Here is a 17,655-nt window from a genome sequence, read left to right as displayed (position 1 = left end):
AGGGTGACGGTGAGCGGGGCGGGCGTGATCTCGTAGGCGCCGGGCGCGTCGACCACGCGGTAGGTCTCGCCCGCGGTGCTGACGACGCTCGTCGTGCCGAGCGTGAACGTCCCGGTGCCCACGGTCTGCGTGGGGAAGACGAGGTCGGCGAAGACGCTCCCGGTGTCGAGACTGTCGCCGGCGGGGGCGAAGACGTAGCTGGCGGGACCGCCGCGGACCGTGCCGGTGGTCGTGGCGCTGCCGGTCAGGCCGTACTGCACCGTGACGTCGTCGGGCAGCGCGTAGAGCACCCGGTCGACGGCGTAGAGCGCGGGGTAGAAGCCGGTGTCGCCCGGTGCCCAGGTCGCCGCGGTGTCGAAGCCGAGCGGCTGGGCCGTGTCCTGCAGCTCGGCCGTCGTCAGGGGGGTGCCGAGGAGCGGGTCGTCCGGATCGGGCTGGCCGGTCGTGTCGCTGTCGAACCAGCCGTTGGTCACGTCCGTGCGTCCGCCGCCCTCGCCGACGGCGATGTTCTCGCCCGCGAGGCCGCCCGCGTCGGTGCTGCCGCCGCCCGTGGCAGAGACCGCGCCTGCGGCGAAGACCGAGGCGAGCGTGCCGCCTTGGGTCAGGCCGACGAAGCCGCCCACGTCCTGCTGGGTGTCCGAGGACGCGGTGACGGCGCCGGTCGCGTAGCTGTCGCCGATCGTGCCGCCGTCATTGAAGCCGGTATGACCACCGGCGGAGACCGCGAGGAACCCCGCGGCGGCCGTCACGTCGCCGCGGGCCGCCGTGCGGGCGATCTGGCCGGCATTGCTGCCCGCGAAGCCGCCGAGCTGCAGTACGCTGTCGCCGGGGATGTCGAAATCGCCGCCGGAGTAGCTCACGGCGCCCGAGGCGACGGAGTCGGTGATGGCCGATCCGTTCGTGCCGACGAGGCCGCCGGCGGTGGCCCCGCCCCCGCCGCCCACCGTCACGTCGCCCGTGGCGACGGACGCGGTGACCGCGCTGAGGTTGAGCCCGATCAGGCCGCCGGCCACGGCCCCGTCGCCGTTGGTGGGCGCGATGTCGAGCGTCATGGCGCTCGACGATTGTCCAACGGAGATGCCGCTGCCGTCGTCCGCGCGCTCGTTGCGCCCCGCAAGGCCGCCCGCATATGTCTCGCCGGCGCCGGTGACCGAGAGCGTGCCCGAACTGGTCGATCCGCTGATGGTCCCGCGGTTCTCGCCGACGAGGCCGCCCACGTCGCGGGTCACGCTCTCGACGGAATCCTCGAAGACATCGCCGCTTTCAGTGAGGGTGCCGTCGAAGCTGCTGTCGGTCACCGCGCCGCCGTCGTTGAGGCCGACGAGGCCGCCCAAGTTGCGCGACAGGGAGGCCGCGCCGAGCGAGGACACCGTGCCCGAGGCCGCGCCGCGCGTGACGCTGCCACCGGACATGTTCCCCACGAGGCCGCCCGCGGACCCGGCGAAGCGCACGGTGAGGTCGCCCGCGATGCTCACGTCGGTCAGCGTGCTGCCGTTCGACGTGGCCGCGAGACCGCCCACGGTGCCATGCCCGGTGATGTCGACGCCGGTCAGCGACAGGTTCGACACCGACGCGTCGTCGAGGACGTCGAAGAGCCCCGCATCGACGCCGCGGTCGATGAAGAGGCCGGCGATGTCGAAGCCCTGGCCGTCGAGCGTGCCGCCGAACGGCGCGTCGGAGGAGCCTACGGGCTCGAAGCCCTCGATCCCCTCGCCGGAATCCCACCACCCCGAGGTGCCGCCCGCGTCGATGTCGTTGCCGAGGACGAAGGACCCGCCGAGGAGGCTCGGCGACTTCAGGCCCTGCAGTCCGTAGACGTCGGTCACGACGCCCGGGCTCCCCGCCGAGCCGTCGCCGCCGGCGAGGCGCACGAAGTCGGCGCCGTCCTGCAGGCGGAAATCCGTGGCCGCGAATGTCGAGAGGGCGGGCCCCGCCTGCGTCCAGCTGCCGAAGGCGAGCTCGAAGGTGTCGACCGCGACGGTGCCGCCGCTGCCGGTCTCGGTCGTGATGCCGCCGCTCTGCAGGAAGGACTGGCCGGCGATCGACAGCTGCGCCACGTCGATGATGCCGACATGCAGGATGTCGGCTGCGGCGTCGAGGACCAGCCCGCCCGCGGCGGCCGTGACCGACCCGTTGTCGGTGATGGTGATGTCGTTGTCGGCGAGGAGCGTCAGGGTTGTCGGAGCGCTCCACGTCACGGCACCGGCCAGCGTGATGTTCCCCGCATCCGTGCCGGTGTTCGTGGTGTCGACGGTGACGCCGGCGCCCTCGAGATTCGCCTGAAGCGTCGGGATGTCGACCGTGCCGGGGATCGTGACGTTCACGGGGTCGAGCAGCAGCGTCCCCCAAGTGCCGCGGTCGCTGCGCAGGTCGACAAGCCCGCGATAGGTCAGGTCCCGGGCGCTCGACACCTCGACGAAGCCACCGGTACCATCACCCGCGCCGCGCGCGGTGAACCGTGCGGCGACATCGGTGCGGCCGTCCGACCAGAGGACGATGCGCCCGCCGTCGCCGGCGCCGAGCGCGTCCGCGCTGATCCGGGTGGCGGCGTCGGCGTCGAGCGTCTCGGCCCTTTGCAGGGGGCCTGCGCCGGCGAAATCGCCGCCGATGCGGACGCGGCCGCCGCCGCCCGCGCCGCTTGCGTCGATCGTCGCGCCCTCGAGCGCGATCTCCGTGCCGGTCACGGTGATGTCGCCGCCCGGCCGGCCGACGGGGCGCGGCGAGCGTGCGACCTCGACGGTCGGGCGCGGGGCAGGAGCCGCGCGGCGCGTGGACACGGTGCCGCCGACGCGCACCGACCCGCCACTGCCGCCGAGGACGATGGCGCCGTTCCTGACGCCCACCGACCGTGCCTCGGCCACGCCCGAGAGGTTCACCGCGTGCCGCGCGGCGTTGCGGGCGGCGGCGGCCTTCATCTCGATGCGTCCGCCCTCGGCACTGGCGGTGCCGGAATTGTCGACGAGCGCGTCGTCGCCCGCGACCTCGCTCGGCAGCGCCACCTGCAGGAAGCCGTCTCCGGACAGATCGAGCGTCACCCGTTCGCCCGAGGCGAAACCGATCCGTCCGAGCGGCACGCTGACGGTGCCCGAATTGCCGACACGTCCGCCGAGCAGCGCGGCATATCCGCCGCGGCCGATCTCGATCGTGCCCCCGTTGCGCACCGGGGCGGACGCGCCGGTCCCCTCGTAGCGCAGCCGGCCGGCCATGAAATCGTCGTCGCGGATGGCAAGCGAGGAGCCGACGAAGCCGCCGCCCGCGCTGATCCGCCCGTCGGGACCGATGAAGATGCCGTTGGGGTTCACGATGTGGACCTGGCCGTTCGCCGTCAGCCGGCCGTGGATGCGGCTGTCGGCGCTGCCGGTCACGCGGTTCAGGATGGCGCTCGACCGCGAGGGCTGGCGGAAATCCACATGCGCGTCGCGTCCGATGGAAAAGCTGTCCCAGTTCACCACCGCGCGGTCGCTGCGCTGGTCGACGACCATGCGTGTGGGTGACGACGTGCCGATCGACACCTCGCCCGCCGCGACCTGACCGCCGGTCGGCAGGGGATCGGCGGCCAGCGCGAGGGGCGAGACGCCCATGAGCAGGACCAGCGTCAGCGCGCGCCTGCGCGCCCGGCGGTCAGAAGCGGAAAGTGCCAGAGACGCCGAAGCGGGTGTCATCATTGCCGCCATCGTCCCGTTCCCCCTTGCCGAATTCGATTCTGACGAAGTTCGACCGATAGCGCGACTCGGCCGGAATGCTGATGTCGAGACCGAGCCCGTAGGCGCGGCCGCTCACGCTCTTCTCCTCGACCGCGGTCGGCCGTTCGATGCTGACGCGCCCCGCCGCCGCGAAGAGGTAGGGGCTGAGCACGAGGGTGCGGCGCCCGGCCTGCAGCGGCACGTCCGTCGACAGCTCGGACCGCAGCACCCAGCCGCTGTCGCCGCGCAACTCGCCGGAGTCGAAGGCCGACAGTTCGCTTTCGCCCACGATGCTGAACTGCTCCGACGTCAGCAGCGGGTCGCCGAACGAGGTCTGGAAACGTCCGGCGATCGACAGGTTCACCCGCTCGGCCAGCGCCCGCTCGTGGAAGACCGAGCCCGAGAGCTTGGTGAAGACCGCGTCGGCGCCCGAACGCGACAGCGGCTCGGCCAGCGTCGCGTCCGAGGCGCGGCGCGCGCCGAAGGCGTCGATGCCGCGCGACAGGATCAGGCCCGCCTCGGTGACGGCGCCCTTCTCGTGCAGGTAGGTCAGGCTGCCGCCCGCCCGCAGCACGGTGAAATCGTCGCGGTAGATCGGCACGCCGGTTTCCGCGAAATCCTGTTCGTCCGTCTGGTGGTCGAGGATCAGCTGCCCCGTGACGTTCAGCTGGCGCGAGCGGATGAACGGGTAGATGAGCCGCAGCGATTGCCGCTCGAACTCGGAACTCGTGGGAGCCACGGGATCGTCGGGATGCGTGACGCTGCGCGTCATCTCGAGATTGAGCGCGAGCCCGGAGCCGCCGAGCGGCACCAGCGCGCCGATCGCCGCCACCCGCTGGCGCGGCTCGTCCGAGAACGCCTCCTCGACCGAGGTGGTGAAGCGGCCGTAGAACGTCTCGCCGAGGCCGAAGGGCGAGTTGAGCTCGAGCCCGAAGGACAGCGCCTCGCCGCCAAGCTCGTCCGATCCGTAATTGTCGAAGCCGAAGAAGCCGGTGACCGGCCGGAACTGGGTGTCGAGCGCGAGGACGGTGCCGCCCGGCCGCTCGCCGGTCGCCAGCGCCGTGCCGAGCACCACGCCCGCGGTATCGCCGGCGAGCAGCAGCTGGCGTTCGAGGTCGCGCAGCGTGACCGCGGCATCCTCGAGCAGCGGCTCGGTCACCCGCTCGATCCGGCCGCGCACCGGCCCCGCCACCCCGGTGCTGTCGATGCGCTCGACGAGACCCTGCACGACCACCACGCGGAGCGTTCCGCCGTCGCGGACCTCCTGTTCGGGCAGCACCACGCGGGTCAGGACGTAGCCGGCCTCGGCATAGGTCCGTTCGAGGTCGCCCGTCGCCTCGAACAGTTCGGACACCGGGATGCGGCCCCGGGTGAGGCGCGCCTCGAAGGCACGGTTGGCGGCGGCGAGCTCGGGCCGCGCGTCCTCGAGCCGCACGCCCGACAGGGCGATCCCGATGCTCTCGGACCCGGGAGGCGCCTCGGTCGCGGCACCGCCGGGAAAGACGACGGCGCCGTCGAGGTTCTGCAGCGGCGGCAGGAAGCTGTCGGGGGTGATCTCGCTGGCGGACTGGGCGTGGACGGCGCCCGGAGGAAGTGCGACGGCAAGCCCGACGAGGACGGCCATGGCGCCCGTGCGTGCGCGGCGGAATTCTCTTGCGGTCATGGCTCCCCCGGTCGTGCGGACGTGCGGGCCTTGAAAATGCGTTGGTTCAACGTCCCGGATCATTTGCCACGGTTTACGTTAAGTCAAAGTCTTTATATCCATACCCCTTCCGCCGGCCCGACCCTGTCGGTTCTCGGGCACAGGCGGCCCCCGTTCCAGCAAGCCGCGCGTCCGCCGACCGTCTGCGTCACCTGCCGCGCGGGCGGGCCTAAAGGCTTTCACCCTGCACACCCTTGCGTCCTGCTGCACAATTTGTGTTAATCCTGCACGACCTACGACGCCGGATAAGGGGAGGGCGCGGCATGCAGGACATGAGCGAGGCGCTGGGTCTTGCGATCGCGCTCATCGCGTCGGGCGACGCGGACCTGCGCGAGATCGTGGCGCTGTCCCTCTATGTCAGCCTCTCCGCGACGCTTTTCTCCTGCCTGATCGGCATCCCGGCGGGCGCGCTGCTGGCGGTCATGCGCTTTCCCGGCCGGGGGGCGCTGGTGACGCTGGTCAACGCGCTGATGGGGCTGCCGCCTGTGGTGGTGGGTCTGATCGTCTACCTCGCGCTGTCGCGGTCGGGACCGCTCGGGTTTCTCGGGCTCCTCTACACGCCGTCGGCGATGATCGTCGCGCAGACCGTGCTGATCGCGCCCATCGTCACCGCGCTGTCGCGCCAGACGCTCGAGGACCTGCACACCGAATACGACGAGACGTTCCGCTCGCTCTGCCTGACCCGCCTGCAGGTCATGGGCGCGCTGATCCGCGACGGGCGCTTCGCGCTTGTCACCGCGGCGCTGGCAGGGTTCGGCCGCGCGGTGGCCGAGGTCGGCGCGGTGATGATCGTGGGCGGCAACATCGACCATCTGACGCGGGTGATGACCACGGCGATCGCGCTCGAGACGTCGAAGGGCGAGCTGGCCCTGGCGCTGTCGCTCGGGATCGTCCTCATGGCGATCGCGCTCGGCATCAACGCGCTGGTCCAGTCGGTGCGCTCGGGCGCGGCGCGGGGGAGCTATGCCTGACGATGTCCTCCCCGCCCATGCCCGGCTGCAGGCCGCTGCCGCCCGGGCGGACGACCCGCGGCGGCTGAACGCGCGCGGGATCGCGCTGTCGCTGGCCGGCCGGCGGGTGCTCGACGGCATCGACCTGACGCTGGGGCCGCGCGGCGTGACGGCCATCATGGGGCCGAACGGCGCGGGCAAGAGCCTGCTCCTGCGGGTCCTGCACGGCCTCGTGACGCCCGATGCGGGCGAGGTGCGCTGGGGCGGGCAGCCGCTGTCGCTCGCCGTCCGCCGGCGGCAGGCACTGGTGTTCCAGACGCCGGTGCTGCTGCGCCGCTCGGCCGCCGCAAACGTGGATTTCGTCCTGCGCGCGCGGGGGCGCGACCTGTCGGCGCGCGACGGGCTCCTGCGGCTCGTGGGGCTCGACGGGCGCGGTGCGACGCCGGCGCGGCGACTGTCCGGCGGAGAGCAGCAGCGCCTCGCGCTTGCCCGCGTGCTGGCCGCCGAGCCCGACGTGCTGATGCTCGACGAGCCGACGGCCAGCCTCGATCCCGCCTCGGTCCTCGCCATCGAGGACGTGGTGGCACGCACGGCCCGCGCCGGCACGCGCGTCCTGATCGTCACCCACGACGCGGGCCAGGCGCGGCGCCTCGCCGACGATGTCGTCTTCCTGAACGCCGGCCGCGTCGTCGAGACGGGGCCGGCCGACCGGGTGCTGCGCAGTCCGGGGAGCGACGCCGCCCGCGCCTACCTCTCCGGACGCCTCGTGCTGCCGGAAACCCCTTCCGAAACACCAAGGAGCTGATCCATGATTCGCAAACTGTCGCTCGCCGCCGCTCTCGGCGCCTCGCTGGCGCTGCCCGCCGCGGCGCAGGAGGACTCGATCCTCGTACAATCGACCACCTCGACCGCCAATTCCGGTCTCTACGACTACCTGCTGCCGCTGTTCAGCGAGACGTCCGGCATCCGCGTCGACGTGGTCGCCGTCGGCACCGGCCAGGCCATCGGCAACGCCGAGAACTGCGACGGCGACGTGCTGCTCGTGCATGCCAAGCCCTCTGAGGAGGCCTTTGTCGACGCAGGCTACGGCGTCGAGCGTTTCGATCTCATGTACAACGACTTTGTCCTCGTGGGACCCGAGAACGACCCGGCCGGGATCGACGGCATGGGCGTGTCCGACGCGCTGGCGCAGATCGCCGAGAGCGGCGCGACCTTCGTGTCCCGCGGCGACGATTCCGGCACCCACAAGAAGGAGCTCGCGCTCTGGGAGGCCGCGGGCATCGACCCGCAATCCGGTTCGGGCGAATGGTACCGCGAATCCGGCTCGGGCATGGGGGCGACGCTCAACACCGGCATCGGGATGGGCGGCTACGTGCTGACCGACCGGGCGACCTGGATCGCCTACGGCAACAAGGGCGATTACGGTATCGCGGTGGAGGGTGACCAGTCGCTCTTCAACCAGTACGGTGTGATCCTCGTCGATCCCGAGCACTGCCCCTCGGTGAACGCCGAGGATGGCCAGGCGTTCATCGACTGGCTCCTGTCCGAAGAGGGGCAGTCGGCCATCGCGGGCTTCGAGCTCGACGGCCAGCAGCTCTTCTTCCCCAACGCGGAAGGCTGAACGACATGACCGAGGAGACCCGCGAATTCCTGACCGTGCGCGAACTCGCGGAGCTCCTGCGGATCCGCGAACGCAAGGTCTACGACCTCGCCGCTTCCGGCGAGGTGCCCGTGTCGCGGGTCACCGGCAAGCTGCTCTTTCCCGAGCGCGCGATCCGCGACTGGATCGCGTCCGGATCCTCGGGCGGGGAGACGGTGCGCGCACCGGCCATCCGCCCGCCCGAGGTGCTGCTGGGCAGCCACGACCCGCTGCTCGAATGGGCAGTGCGGCAGTCGCGCGCGGGTCTTGCCATGCGCTGCGAGGGCAGCCTCGACGGCCTGTCCCGCTTCGCCGCGGGCGAGGGCGTGGCGACCGGCCTGCACCTGCGCGACCCCGAGACCGGGGACTGGAACACCGCCCGCGTGGCACAGGCCTTCTCGGGCCGCGACGTGGTCCTGGTGGCCTGGACGCGCCGCAGCCGCGGGATCGTTTGGCGGTCGGGCGGTGGCGCGCCGATCCGCAGCGTCGCCGACCTGGCCGGCCGCCGCGTGGTGCCCCGGGCGCCCGAGACCGGCACGCAGACCCTGTTCGACGACCTCCTCGCGCGCGAGGGGCTGACACCCGGCGCGCTCAAGCTGACCGACACGGCGCCGACCGAGAACGACGCGGTGATGGCCGTGGCGCAGGGGGCCGCCGACGCGACCTTCGGACTCGAGGCGGTGGCGCGGCTCTTCGGGCTCGACTTCCTGCCGGTGGTCGAGGAACGGTTCGACCTGCTGGTGGACCGGCGCGCCTGGTTCGACCCGCCGCTGCAGCGGCTCTTCGCCTTCTGCCGCTCGGACAGCTTCGGGGCGCATGCCGCCGACATCGCCGGCTGCGACACGGCCGAGCTGGGCCAGGTGCGCTGGAACGCCTGATCCGGCGCGGCTCAGATGCTGCGGAAGATGCGGGATTCGCCGATCATCTGCTCGAGCGCGGCGATGCGTTCCGCGCTCGATCCAGACAGCCTGTGCTGGACCTCGGCCACCAGCGCCTCGACCAGAACGTTGATGGCGAGCGTCGAATCCCAGCTCGACGGCACCTCCACATGCGCGCGGAAGCAGTGCGCCGCGTGCCGCTCGATGGGTGATCCCCAGGTGTCGGTGAACAGGACGACGTTCGCCCCCTGTCCGACGGCCAGCGCCGCGAGCTTGCCCAGTTCCTTCTCGTAGCGGCGGATGTCGAAGACCACGAGCGTCGACTGCGCGTCCATGTCGAGCAGCGCCTGCGGCCAGACGCTGGGCGAGCTGTCGAGGAGCGACACGTGCGGCCGGATGATCTGCAGGTGGTTGAAGAAGTAGTGCGCGTTCGAGCGCGTGATGCGCCCGCCGAGGAGGTGCAGCCGCCGCCCGGTGTCTGACAGGAGGTCCGCCACGCGGTCGAACTCCGTCAGGTCGAGCCGTTCGAGCGTGCGGTTGATGTTGCCCGACACCGCCTGCACGAAACGGGACACGATGTGGTCGCCGTGCGCCTCGGGCGAGCCGGGGGCGAGCTTGGCCAGCGGCTGCTTCATCCGCGCCGCGACCTCCTCGCGGATCGCGTCCTGCAGATCCGGAAAGCCCTCGAAGCCGAGCTTGCGTGCCAGCCGGATGATCGTCGGCGTCGAGACCTCGGCGCTTTCGGCGAGTTTCGTGATGGACTGGAGGCCCGAGACCAGTGCATCGTCGAGCAGCACCGCGGCGAGCCGTCGCTCCGACGCGGTGAGGTCGGGCTGCCGTTCCTTCAGAAGATCCCGGACGAGCGGCCTGCGTTCCACGTCCTGTTCCTTTCCGTTCAGCCGGGGCGGGTTTGAAGCAAAGATTACAGGAACGATCTTGACACGCCACAAAAACCTGTAGTGATCTTTACCAAACGGCAAGGCGCGGGGAAACGGCGCGCGGACGACAGGGGACAGTGGTGCACGGCGACGGCTGGACAGCGGTGGAGGTCATGCGCGGCGGGGCGACCGGAAGCGGCCCTGTGCTCGTCTGCGAGCATGCCGCCCACGCGATCCCGGCCGATCTCGGCGATCTCGGTCTCTCGCCCGAGGCGCGGCATTCGCACGCGGCCTGGGACATCGGCGCCCGCGACGTCGCGCGGGCCCTCTCGGATCTCATGGAGGCGCCGCTCGTCGCCGGCACGCTGTCGCGACTCGTCTACGACTGCAACCGCCCGCCCGAGGCGCCGGACGCGATTCCGGTGCGGAGCGAAGTGCACGAGATCCCCGGCAACCGGGACCTCGATGCCGCGTCCCGCGCGGCCCGGGTGGCGCGCGTGCACGACCCGTTCCACGCCGCGGTCGAGGAGGTGCTGTCGGGCCGCGCGGCCACCGCGCTCATCACCGTGCACAGCTTCACGCCGGTCTTTCACGGCGCGCGGCGCGAGGTGGAATTGGGCTTCCTGTTCCACGCCGACGGCGCGCTGGCGCAGGCGGCGCTGGCCGCGGAGCAGGCGGCGGGGCGCTACCGCGCGGCGCTGAACGAGCCCTATGCCGCCAGCGACGGCGTGACCTACACGCTGGCGCGGCACGGCGAGGGCCGGGGCCTGCCGGCCCTGATGATCGAGATCCGCAACGACCTGATCGACACGCCCGCACGGGCACAGGCGATGGCCGCACACCTCGCGCCCGGCCTCGCGGCGGCGCTCGCGGCGCTGTCGCCGGCGGAGCGCGCGTCGTGAGGGCGCTCCGGGCCTACGTGGCGGTCATTGACCGCTTCAACCACGTCCTCGGGCGGATCGTGATGTTCGGCATCTTCGTCCTGATGGGCATCCTGCTCTGGTCGTCGGTCTCCAAGGCGTTCTTCGTGCCCTCGCTCTGGACGCTCGAGATGGCGCAGTTCGTCATGGTCGCCTACTACGTCCTCGGCGGTCCCTACGCGATGCAGATGGGATCGAACGTGCGGATGGACCTGATCTACGGCGAGCTCTCGCCGCGCCGCAAGGCCTGGTGGGACGCGGTCACCGTGATCTTCCTGCTGGTCTATCTGGGCATGCTGCTCTGGGGCGGGATCGAGTCGACCCTCTATTCCTTCCAGTACGGCGGCGAGCGCAGTTCGTCCGCGTGGCGGCCCTATCTCTGGCCCATCAAGGTGACCATGTGCATCGGCATCTTCCTGATGCTGCTGCAGACGCTGAGCGAGCTCGCCAAGGACATCCTCATGCTGGCCGAGGGCCGGGAGACGCGCGATGTCCTATGAGCTGATCGCGATCCTGATGTTCTCGACCATGATGCTGATGCTCTTCACCGGGCAGCGCGTGTTCGGCGCCATCGGCTTCGTCGCCGTGATCGCGGCGGTCCTGCTCTGGGGCGACCGCGGCGGCTACGACCTCGGTTTCTCGGCGATGATCAAGGTCATGCGGTGGTACCCGCTGCTGACGCTGCCGATGTTCGTCTTCATGGGCTACGTGCTGTCCGAGAGCCGGATCGCCGACGACCTCTACCGGATGTTCCACGTCTGGATGGGCGGGCTGCCGGGCGGGCTCGCCATCGGGACGATCGGGCTCATGGTGCTGATCTCGGCGATGAACGGGCTCTCGGTCGCGGGCATGGCGATCGGCGCCACCATCGCGCTGCCCGAACTGCTGCGGCGCAACTACGACAAGCTGATGGTGACGGGGGTGATCCAGGCCGGATCGAGCCTCGGCATCCTCGTGCCGCCCTCGGTGGTGCTGGTGCTCTACGCGATGATCGCGCGGCAGCCGGTGGGCCAGCTCTGGCTCGCGGGCGCGCTGCCGGGGCTCATGATGGCGGCGCTCTTCGTGATCTACATCTGGATCCGCTGCCGCATCTCGCCCGAGCTCGGCCCGGTCCTGTCGGCGGAGGAACGCGCCACCATCTCGCGTTCGGAAAAGCTGCGCCTCCTGCGGGCGGGGCTCCTGCCGGTCGGCATCTTCGCGGTCATGATGGTGCCCTTCGTGAACGGCTGGACCAGCCTCGTCGAAAGCTCGGCAGTGGGCGCCATCGCGGCTTTCGTCGCCGCGGTGCTGAAGGGGCGCATGACCTGGACCGTGTTCGAGACGAGCCTGCGGCAGACCCTCGGCATCACGTGCATGTTCATGTGGATCATCACCGCGGCCCTCGCCTTCGGCGCGGTGTTCGACGGGCTGGGCGCGGTGCGCGCCATCGAGGACCTGTTCACCGAACGGCTGGGGCTCAGCCCGTGGGTCATCCTGATCCTGATGCAGCTGTCCTTCCTCGTGATGGGCACGTTCCTCGACGACACCGCGATGCTGGTGATCGTCGCGCCGCTCTACGTGCCGCTCGTGGGAGAGCTGGGGTTCGACCTCGTGTGGTACGGTGTGCTCTACACCATCACCTGCCAGATCGCGTACATGACGCCGCCCTTCGGCTACAACCTGTTCCTGATGCGCGCCATGGCGCCGCCCGAGATCGGGCTGCGCGACATCTACCGGTCCATCGTGCCGTTCGTGGGCGTGATGATCGTGGCGCTGGCGCTGGTCATGATCTTCCCCGAGATCGCGCTGTGGCTGCCGGGGCAGGTCTACGGGAACTGAAGCCTTCACCGACAAGAGGCCGGGGCAACCGGCCCGAGACCAGAAAACGACAGGAGAGGACGACATGACGATCTCGAGACGCAGAATACTGAAGGGCGCGGCGCTTGCCGGGCCCGCGACGCTGGCGGCCCCCGCCATCGTGCATGCGCAGGAACCGATCCGCTGGCGGTTCCAGACCTATGCGGGCGCCGCGCTCGGCGAACAGGTGACGAAGCCGATCATCGACTACATCAACGCCAACGCGAACGGCGAGATGGAGGTCGAACTCTACTACGCGGACCAGATCGTGCCCACGGGCGAGCTGTTCCAGGCGCTTCAGCGCGGCACCATCGACGCGGTGCATTCCGACGACGACAGCATGGCCTCGCCCACGCCGCTGCGCGTCTTCGGGGGCTACTTTCCCTTCGCGACCAAGCACATCCTCGACGTGCCGGTGCTGTTCAACCAGTACGGCCTGCGCGAGATCTGGGACGAGGAATACGCCAAGGTCGGCGTGAAGTGGCTGTCGGCCGCGGGGCAGGACCCCTGCAACTTCAACACCAAGAAGGAGATCACGTCGGTCGCCGACCTCGACGGGCTGACGCTCTACACCTTCCCGACCGCGGGCCGGTTCCTGTCGCAGTTCGGCGTGGTGCCGGTGAACATCCCCTACGAGGATGCCGAGGTCGCGGTTCAGACCGGCGAGCTCGACGGCATGGCATGGTCGGGCATCACCGAGGACTACACCGTCGGCTGGGCGGACGTGACCGACTACTTCCTGACCAACAACATCTCGGGTGCGTGGATCGGGTCGTTCTTCGTGAACGAGCAGCGCTGGTCCGACCTGCCCGAGCACCTGAAGTCGCTGGTCATGGCGGCGATCGAGGCCGGCCACACCTACCGCAACCAGTGGTACTGGGGCGGCGAGGCCCGGCTGCGGGCGCGCGGCGACAAGCTGGAGCTGCGCTCGGTCCCGCCCGAGGAATGGGCCGAGGTCGAGCGCGCCGCGGTCACCTTCTGGGACGAGATCGCGGAGGAAGGCGAGGTGCACCAGAAGATCGTCGGCATCTTCCGCGAGTACAACGAGGTCATCAACCAGGCCGGCCCGCCGTACACGTTCTGAACGCGGACGCCACGATGACCGACACGACCGACATGGCGCGGCCCCCGACGGGGCCGCGCGCGACACAGGGGACAGCATTCATGACCGGCACGCTGACATTCGACACGCTGAAGGAAATGGCCGCGACCGGTGCCGTCGACACCGTCCTGGTGGCGATGGTCGACATGCAGGGCCGGCTCATGGGCAAGCGGTTCCACGCCTCGAACTTCGTCGAGCACGCGCACCACGAGACGCATTGCTGCAACTACCTCCTGGCCACCGACCTCGTGATGTCGACGCCCGACGGCTATGCCGCGACCTCGTGGCGACGGGGCTACGGCGACTACGTGCTGCGCCCCGACATGGCGACGCTGCGCCTCGTGCCCTGGCTCGAGAAGACGGCGCTGGTGCTTTCCGACGTGCTCGACCACCACACCCACGAACCGGTCGCCCATGCGCCGCGCGCGATCCTGAAACGCCAGATCGCCCGGCTGTCCGAGATGGGCTTCGACGCCAAGATGGCGACCGAGCTCGAGTTCTTCCTGTTCGAGAAGGATTACCGCACCCTCCAGAAGGAGGGTTACCGCGAGCTCGTGCCGCTCAACGGGCACAACGAGGACTACAACCTCTTCCAGACCACCAAGGAAGAGGCGGTGATGCGGCCCCTGCGCAACCACCTGGTCGCGGCCGGCATCCCGGTCGAGAACACCAAGGGCGAGGCCGAGGTGGGCCAGCAGGAACTGAACATCCGCTATGCCGGCGCGCTCGACTGCGCCGACCACCACACCATCGCCAAGCACGCGGTGAAGGAGATCGCCTGGGCGCACGGCCATGCGGCGAGCTTCCTGCCGAAATGGGCGCCCGACAAGGTGGGCTCGTCGAGCCACGTGCACCTGTCGCTCTGGCAGGACGACGAACCCGCCTTCTACGACGATGGCAGCGAGCTCGGCATGTCGGACCTCATGCAGAGTTTCATGGCGGGGCTTCTCGCCTATGCCCGCGACTACACCTTCTTCCTCGCGCCCTACGTCAACAGCTACAAGCGTTTCGCGCCCGGCACCTTCGCGCCGACCAAGACCGTCTGGTCGGTGGACAACCGCACCGCGGGCTTCCGGCTCTGCGGCGACGGCACGCCGGGGGTGCGCGTCGAGTGCCGCATCGGCGGCTCGGACATGAACCCCTACCTGGCGCAGGCGGCGCTGATCGCGGCCGGCATCCGCGGCATCGAGGACGACATGGAGCTTGCACCGCCCGTGCGCGGCGATGTCTACGAATCCGCCGAGGTCACCGAGATCCCGCGCACCCTGCGCGAGGCGACCGAGTGCCTGCGCAGCTCGCGCATGCTGCGCGCGGCCATGGGCGACGACGTGATCGACCACTACGTGCGCTGCGCCGAGTGGGAGCAGGAGGAGTTCGACCGCGCCGTGACCGACTGGGAGATCGCGCGCGGTTTCGAACGCGCGTGACCGGATGCCCCGACCGACACTGACTTTGCCGCAGCGGGCCGACCTGCGGGCGCTGCGCCGAGAGGACACCAGACCATGACCACATTGCGATGCATCTCGCCGATCGACGGATCGGTCTACGCCGAGCGACCCGCGCTGTCGCTCGACGCCGCGCGCGCCGACATCGCGCGCGCCAGGAGGGCCCAGGCCGACTGGGCCGCGCGGCCCGTCGCCGAGCGCGCCCGCCTCGTCATGGACGGCGTCGCCGCCGTGGGCGCCATGTCGGACGAGATCGTGACCGAACTCGCCTGGCAGATGGGCCGGCCGGTCCGCTACGGCGGCGAGTTCGGCGGTTTCAACGAGCGGGCGAGCCACATGGCCGCCATCGCCGAGGACGCACTCGCGGACATCGCGGTATCCGACGACGCCAGCTTCCGCCGCTACATCCGGCGCGTGCCCTGGGGCGTCGTCTTCGTCGTCGCGCCCTGGAACTACCCGTGGATGACCGCGATCAACACAGTGGCGCCCGCGCTGATCGCCGGCAACGCGGTGGTGCTCAAGCACGCGACCCAGACGCTGCTCGTGGGCGAACGGCTGGCGCGCGCCTTCCATGCCGCGGGCGTGCCCGAGGACGTGTTCCGCAACGTGTTCCTCGATCACGACACGACCTCGGCGCTGATCGGCGCGCGTGCCTTCGACTTCGTGACCTTCACCGGCTCCGTGGGCGGCGGGCAGGCGATGGAGCGCGCGGCGGCGGGCACCTTCGTGCCCGTGGCGACGGAACTCGGGGGCAAGGATCCGGGCTATGTCGCGGCCGATGCCGATCTCGACGCGGCGGTGAACGGGCTCATGGACGGCGCGATGTTCAACGCGGGGCAATGCTGCTGCGGGATCGAGCGCGTCTACGTCCACCGCGACCATTACGACGCCTTCGTGGAGAAGGCCGTGGACTGGGCGCGCGCGCTCCGGCTCGGGAACCCGCTCGACTCCGAGACGACGCTCGGGCCCATGGCAAACGTGCGTTTCGCCAGGGTCGTGCGGGACCAGGTCGCGGCGGCTTTGGCGGACGGCGCCGTCGCCCACCTCGATCCCGCGCCCGCGGACGATGGCGGCGCCTACCTCTCGCCGCAGGTCCTGACCAACGTCACGCACGAGATGGAGGTCATGCGCGAGGAAAGCTTCGGTCCCGTCGTGGGGATCATGCCCGTGGCGGACGATGCGGAGGCGATCGCCCGGATGAACGACAGCCGGTTCGGGCTGACCGCCAGCGTCTGGACCTCGGACGTGGAGCGGGCCGCGCGGATCGGCGACGCGCTCGAGACGGGAACGGTGTTCATGAACCGCGCCGACTACCTCGACCCGGCGCTCTGCTGGACCGGCTGCAAGGACACCGGGCGGGGTGCGGGCCTCTCTGTCCTCGGCTATCACGCGCTCACGCGTCCCAAATCCTACCATCTGAAGAAGGTGACCACATGAGCCCGACCGCGACCTGGTCCTATCCCACCGCGATCCGCTTCGGCGCCGGCCGCATCGCCGAGCTGCCGGCGGCCTGCGCGCAGGCCGGCATCACCCGGCCGCTCCTCGTCACCGACCGCGGCCTGGCGGGGATGGAGATCACGGGCCGCGCCCTCGACATCCTCGAGGCGGCGGGGCTCGGCCGCGCCGTCTTCGCCGAGGTCGACCCGAATCCCAACGAGGTCAACCTCGCCGCCGGCGTCGAGGCCTACCGCGCGGGCGGTCATGACGGCGTCGTGGCCTTCGGCGGCGGCTCGGGACTCGACCTCGGCAAGATGGTCGCCTTCATGTGCGGCCAGACGCGGCCGGTCTGGGATTTCGAGGATATCGGCGATTGGTGGAGCCGCGCGGACGCCGCCGCCATCGCGCCCATCGTCGCGGTGCCGACGACCGCCGGCACCGGGTCCGAGGTGGGACGCGCCAGCGTCATCACCAACTCCGTGAGCCACGTGAAGAAGATCATCTTCCACCCGAAGGTGCTGCCCGCCGTGGTGATCGCCGATCCCGAGCTGACCGTGGGCATGCCGCCGCACATCACCGCCGGCACCGGGCTCGACGCGTTCGCGCATTGCGTCGAGGCGTTCTCGTCCCCGCACTACCACCCGATGAGCCAGGGCATTGCGCTCGAGGGGATGCGGCTCGTGATCGAGAACCTGCCGCGTGCCTACGCGGACGGCGCCGACCTCGAGGCGCGCGCGAACATGATGTCGGCCGCATCCATGGGCGCCGTCGCCTTCCAGAAGGGCCTGGGCGCCATCCACGCCATGAGCCACCCGGTAGGCGCGGTGTTCAACACCCACCATGGCACCACCAACGCGGTCTGCATGCCGGCGGTGCTCGACTTCAACGAGGGGGCGATCCGCGACCGGTTCGACCGCGCGGCGGGCTATCTCGGGATCGAGGGCGGCTACGACGGCTTCCGCGGCTTCGTGGAGCGGTTCAACGCGGAACTCGGCATGCCCCGGCGGCTGTCCGAACTGGGCGTGACCGCCGACCGGATCGACGACCTCGTCGCCATGGCGCTCGAGGACCCGTCCTGCGGCGGCAATCCGGTGACGCTCGACGCGCCCGGCCTCCGGGGGCTCTTCGAGGCGGCGATCTGACCTCGGGGCGGGCCGGCGCATGTGCTAGGCTCGCCCTGCCGCA

The 17,655-nt window shown here is 70.5% G+C and carries 14 protein-coding genes; 11 read left to right on the top strand and 3 right to left on the bottom strand.

The window, feature by feature from the left end; all coding sequences use genetic code 11:
- Together RISW2_RS25835 and RISW2_RS16105 are read right to left on the bottom strand one after the other, a co-directional pair.
- The coding region (locus tag RISW2_RS25835) for a two-partner secretion domain-containing protein (protein WP_162164337.1) at window positions 1–3,665 on the bottom strand (3,665 nt) is incomplete at its 3' end.
- On the bottom strand, window positions 3,622–5,346 hold the full coding sequence (locus RISW2_RS16105) for a ShlB/FhaC/HecB family hemolysin secretion/activation protein (RefSeq protein ID WP_043773130.1): 1,725 nt from the start codon (window positions 5,344–5,346) through the stop codon (window positions 3,622–3,624). The genes RISW2_RS25835 and RISW2_RS16105, both read right to left, overlap by 44 nt.
- 302 nt (window positions 5,347–5,648) lie before the next feature.
- Here RISW2_RS16105 and RISW2_RS16100 point away from each other — a divergent pair, with 302 nt between their 5' ends.
- From RISW2_RS16100 to RISW2_RS16085, 4 genes are read left to right on the top strand one after another with little or no spacing between them, the layout of a single operon-like run.
- Window positions 5,649–6,356, top strand: a complete 708-nt coding sequence (locus RISW2_RS16100; RefSeq protein WP_043773129.1) for an ABC transporter permease — start codon at window positions 5,649–5,651, stop codon at window positions 6,354–6,356.
- The gene (locus RISW2_RS16095; RefSeq protein ID WP_084615443.1) at window positions 6,349–7,140 is read left to right on the top strand and encodes an ATP-binding cassette domain-containing protein; all 792 of its coding nucleotides are present in this window, start codon (window positions 6,349–6,351) and stop codon (window positions 7,138–7,140) included. Before RISW2_RS16100 ends, RISW2_RS16095 begins: the two co-directional genes overlap by 8 nt.
- 3 nt (window positions 7,141–7,143) lie before the next feature.
- Window positions 7,144–7,956 carry an ABC transporter substrate-binding protein gene (locus tag RISW2_RS16090; protein WP_043773128.1) on the top strand — a complete coding sequence of 271 codons (813 nt, stop codon included), beginning with the start codon at window positions 7,144–7,146 and terminating at the stop codon, window positions 7,954–7,956.
- 5 nt (window positions 7,957–7,961) lie between these two features.
- Entirely contained in the window at window positions 7,962–8,852 is an 891-nt protein-coding gene (locus RISW2_RS16085) for a helix-turn-helix transcriptional regulator (protein WP_043773127.1), read from the top strand.
- An 11-nt stretch (window positions 8,853–8,863) separates the two neighbouring features.
- On the opposite strand, the gene RISW2_RS16080 is transcribed toward RISW2_RS16085, so the two are convergent.
- Window positions 8,864–9,730 carry a MurR/RpiR family transcriptional regulator gene (locus tag RISW2_RS16080; protein WP_043773126.1) on the bottom strand — a complete coding sequence of 289 codons (867 nt, stop codon included), beginning with the start codon at window positions 9,728–9,730 and terminating at the stop codon, window positions 8,864–8,866.
- Window positions 9,731–9,870: 140 nt separating this feature from the next.
- On the opposite strand from RISW2_RS16080, the gene RISW2_RS16075 reads away from it, so the two are divergent.
- The 7 genes from RISW2_RS16075 (at window position 9,871) to RISW2_RS16045 (ending at window position 17,612) form a co-directional block, all read left to right on the top strand.
- Window positions 9,871–10,632, top strand: coding sequence for an N-formylglutamate amidohydrolase (locus RISW2_RS16075; RefSeq protein ID WP_244437598.1), 762 nt, complete (start codon window positions 9,871–9,873; stop codon window positions 10,630–10,632).
- On the top strand, window positions 10,629–11,150 hold the full coding sequence (locus RISW2_RS16070; protein WP_043773125.1) for a TRAP transporter small permease subunit: 522 nt from the start codon (window positions 10,629–10,631) through the stop codon (window positions 11,148–11,150). Before RISW2_RS16075 ends, RISW2_RS16070 begins: the two co-directional genes overlap by 4 nt.
- Window positions 11,140–12,468 (top strand): TRAP transporter large permease, encoded by a 1,329-nt coding sequence (locus RISW2_RS16065; protein WP_043773124.1) that lies wholly within the window; start codon window positions 11,140–11,142, stop codon window positions 12,466–12,468. Before RISW2_RS16070 ends, RISW2_RS16065 begins: the two co-directional genes overlap by 11 nt.
- Window positions 12,469–12,532: 64 nt before the next feature.
- Window positions 12,533–13,570 carry a TRAP transporter substrate-binding protein gene (locus RISW2_RS16060; protein WP_043773123.1) on the top strand — a complete coding sequence of 346 codons (1,038 nt, stop codon included), beginning with the start codon at window positions 12,533–12,535 and terminating at the stop codon, window positions 13,568–13,570.
- Between the two features lie 80 nt (window positions 13,571–13,650).
- Complete coding sequence (locus tag RISW2_RS16055) at window positions 13,651–15,015, top strand: glutamine synthetase family protein (protein ID WP_043773147.1); 1,365 nt, start codon at window positions 13,651–13,653, stop codon at window positions 15,013–15,015.
- A gap of 75 nt (window positions 15,016–15,090) precedes the next feature.
- Window positions 15,091–16,470: an aldehyde dehydrogenase family protein gene (locus tag RISW2_RS16050; protein WP_043773122.1), complete on the top strand. Its 1,380-nt coding sequence runs from the start codon at window positions 15,091–15,093 to the stop codon at window positions 16,468–16,470.
- The gene (locus RISW2_RS16045) at window positions 16,467–17,612 is read left to right on the top strand and encodes an iron-containing alcohol dehydrogenase (protein WP_043773121.1); all 1,146 of its coding nucleotides are present in this window, start codon (window positions 16,467–16,469) and stop codon (window positions 17,610–17,612) included. Before RISW2_RS16050 ends, RISW2_RS16045 begins: the two co-directional genes overlap by 4 nt.
- Window positions 17,613–17,655 lie beyond the last annotated feature (43 nt).

Origin of the sequence: Roseivivax isoporae LMG 25204 (genome assembly GCF_000521865.1) — a bacterium.
In the GTDB taxonomy this organism is placed as follows: domain Bacteria; phylum Pseudomonadota; class Alphaproteobacteria; order Rhodobacterales; family Rhodobacteraceae; genus Roseivivax; species Roseivivax isoporae.
The sequence above is the reverse complement of the archived record's forward strand: the minus strand, read 5'-3'. Positions and strand labels throughout refer to the sequence as shown.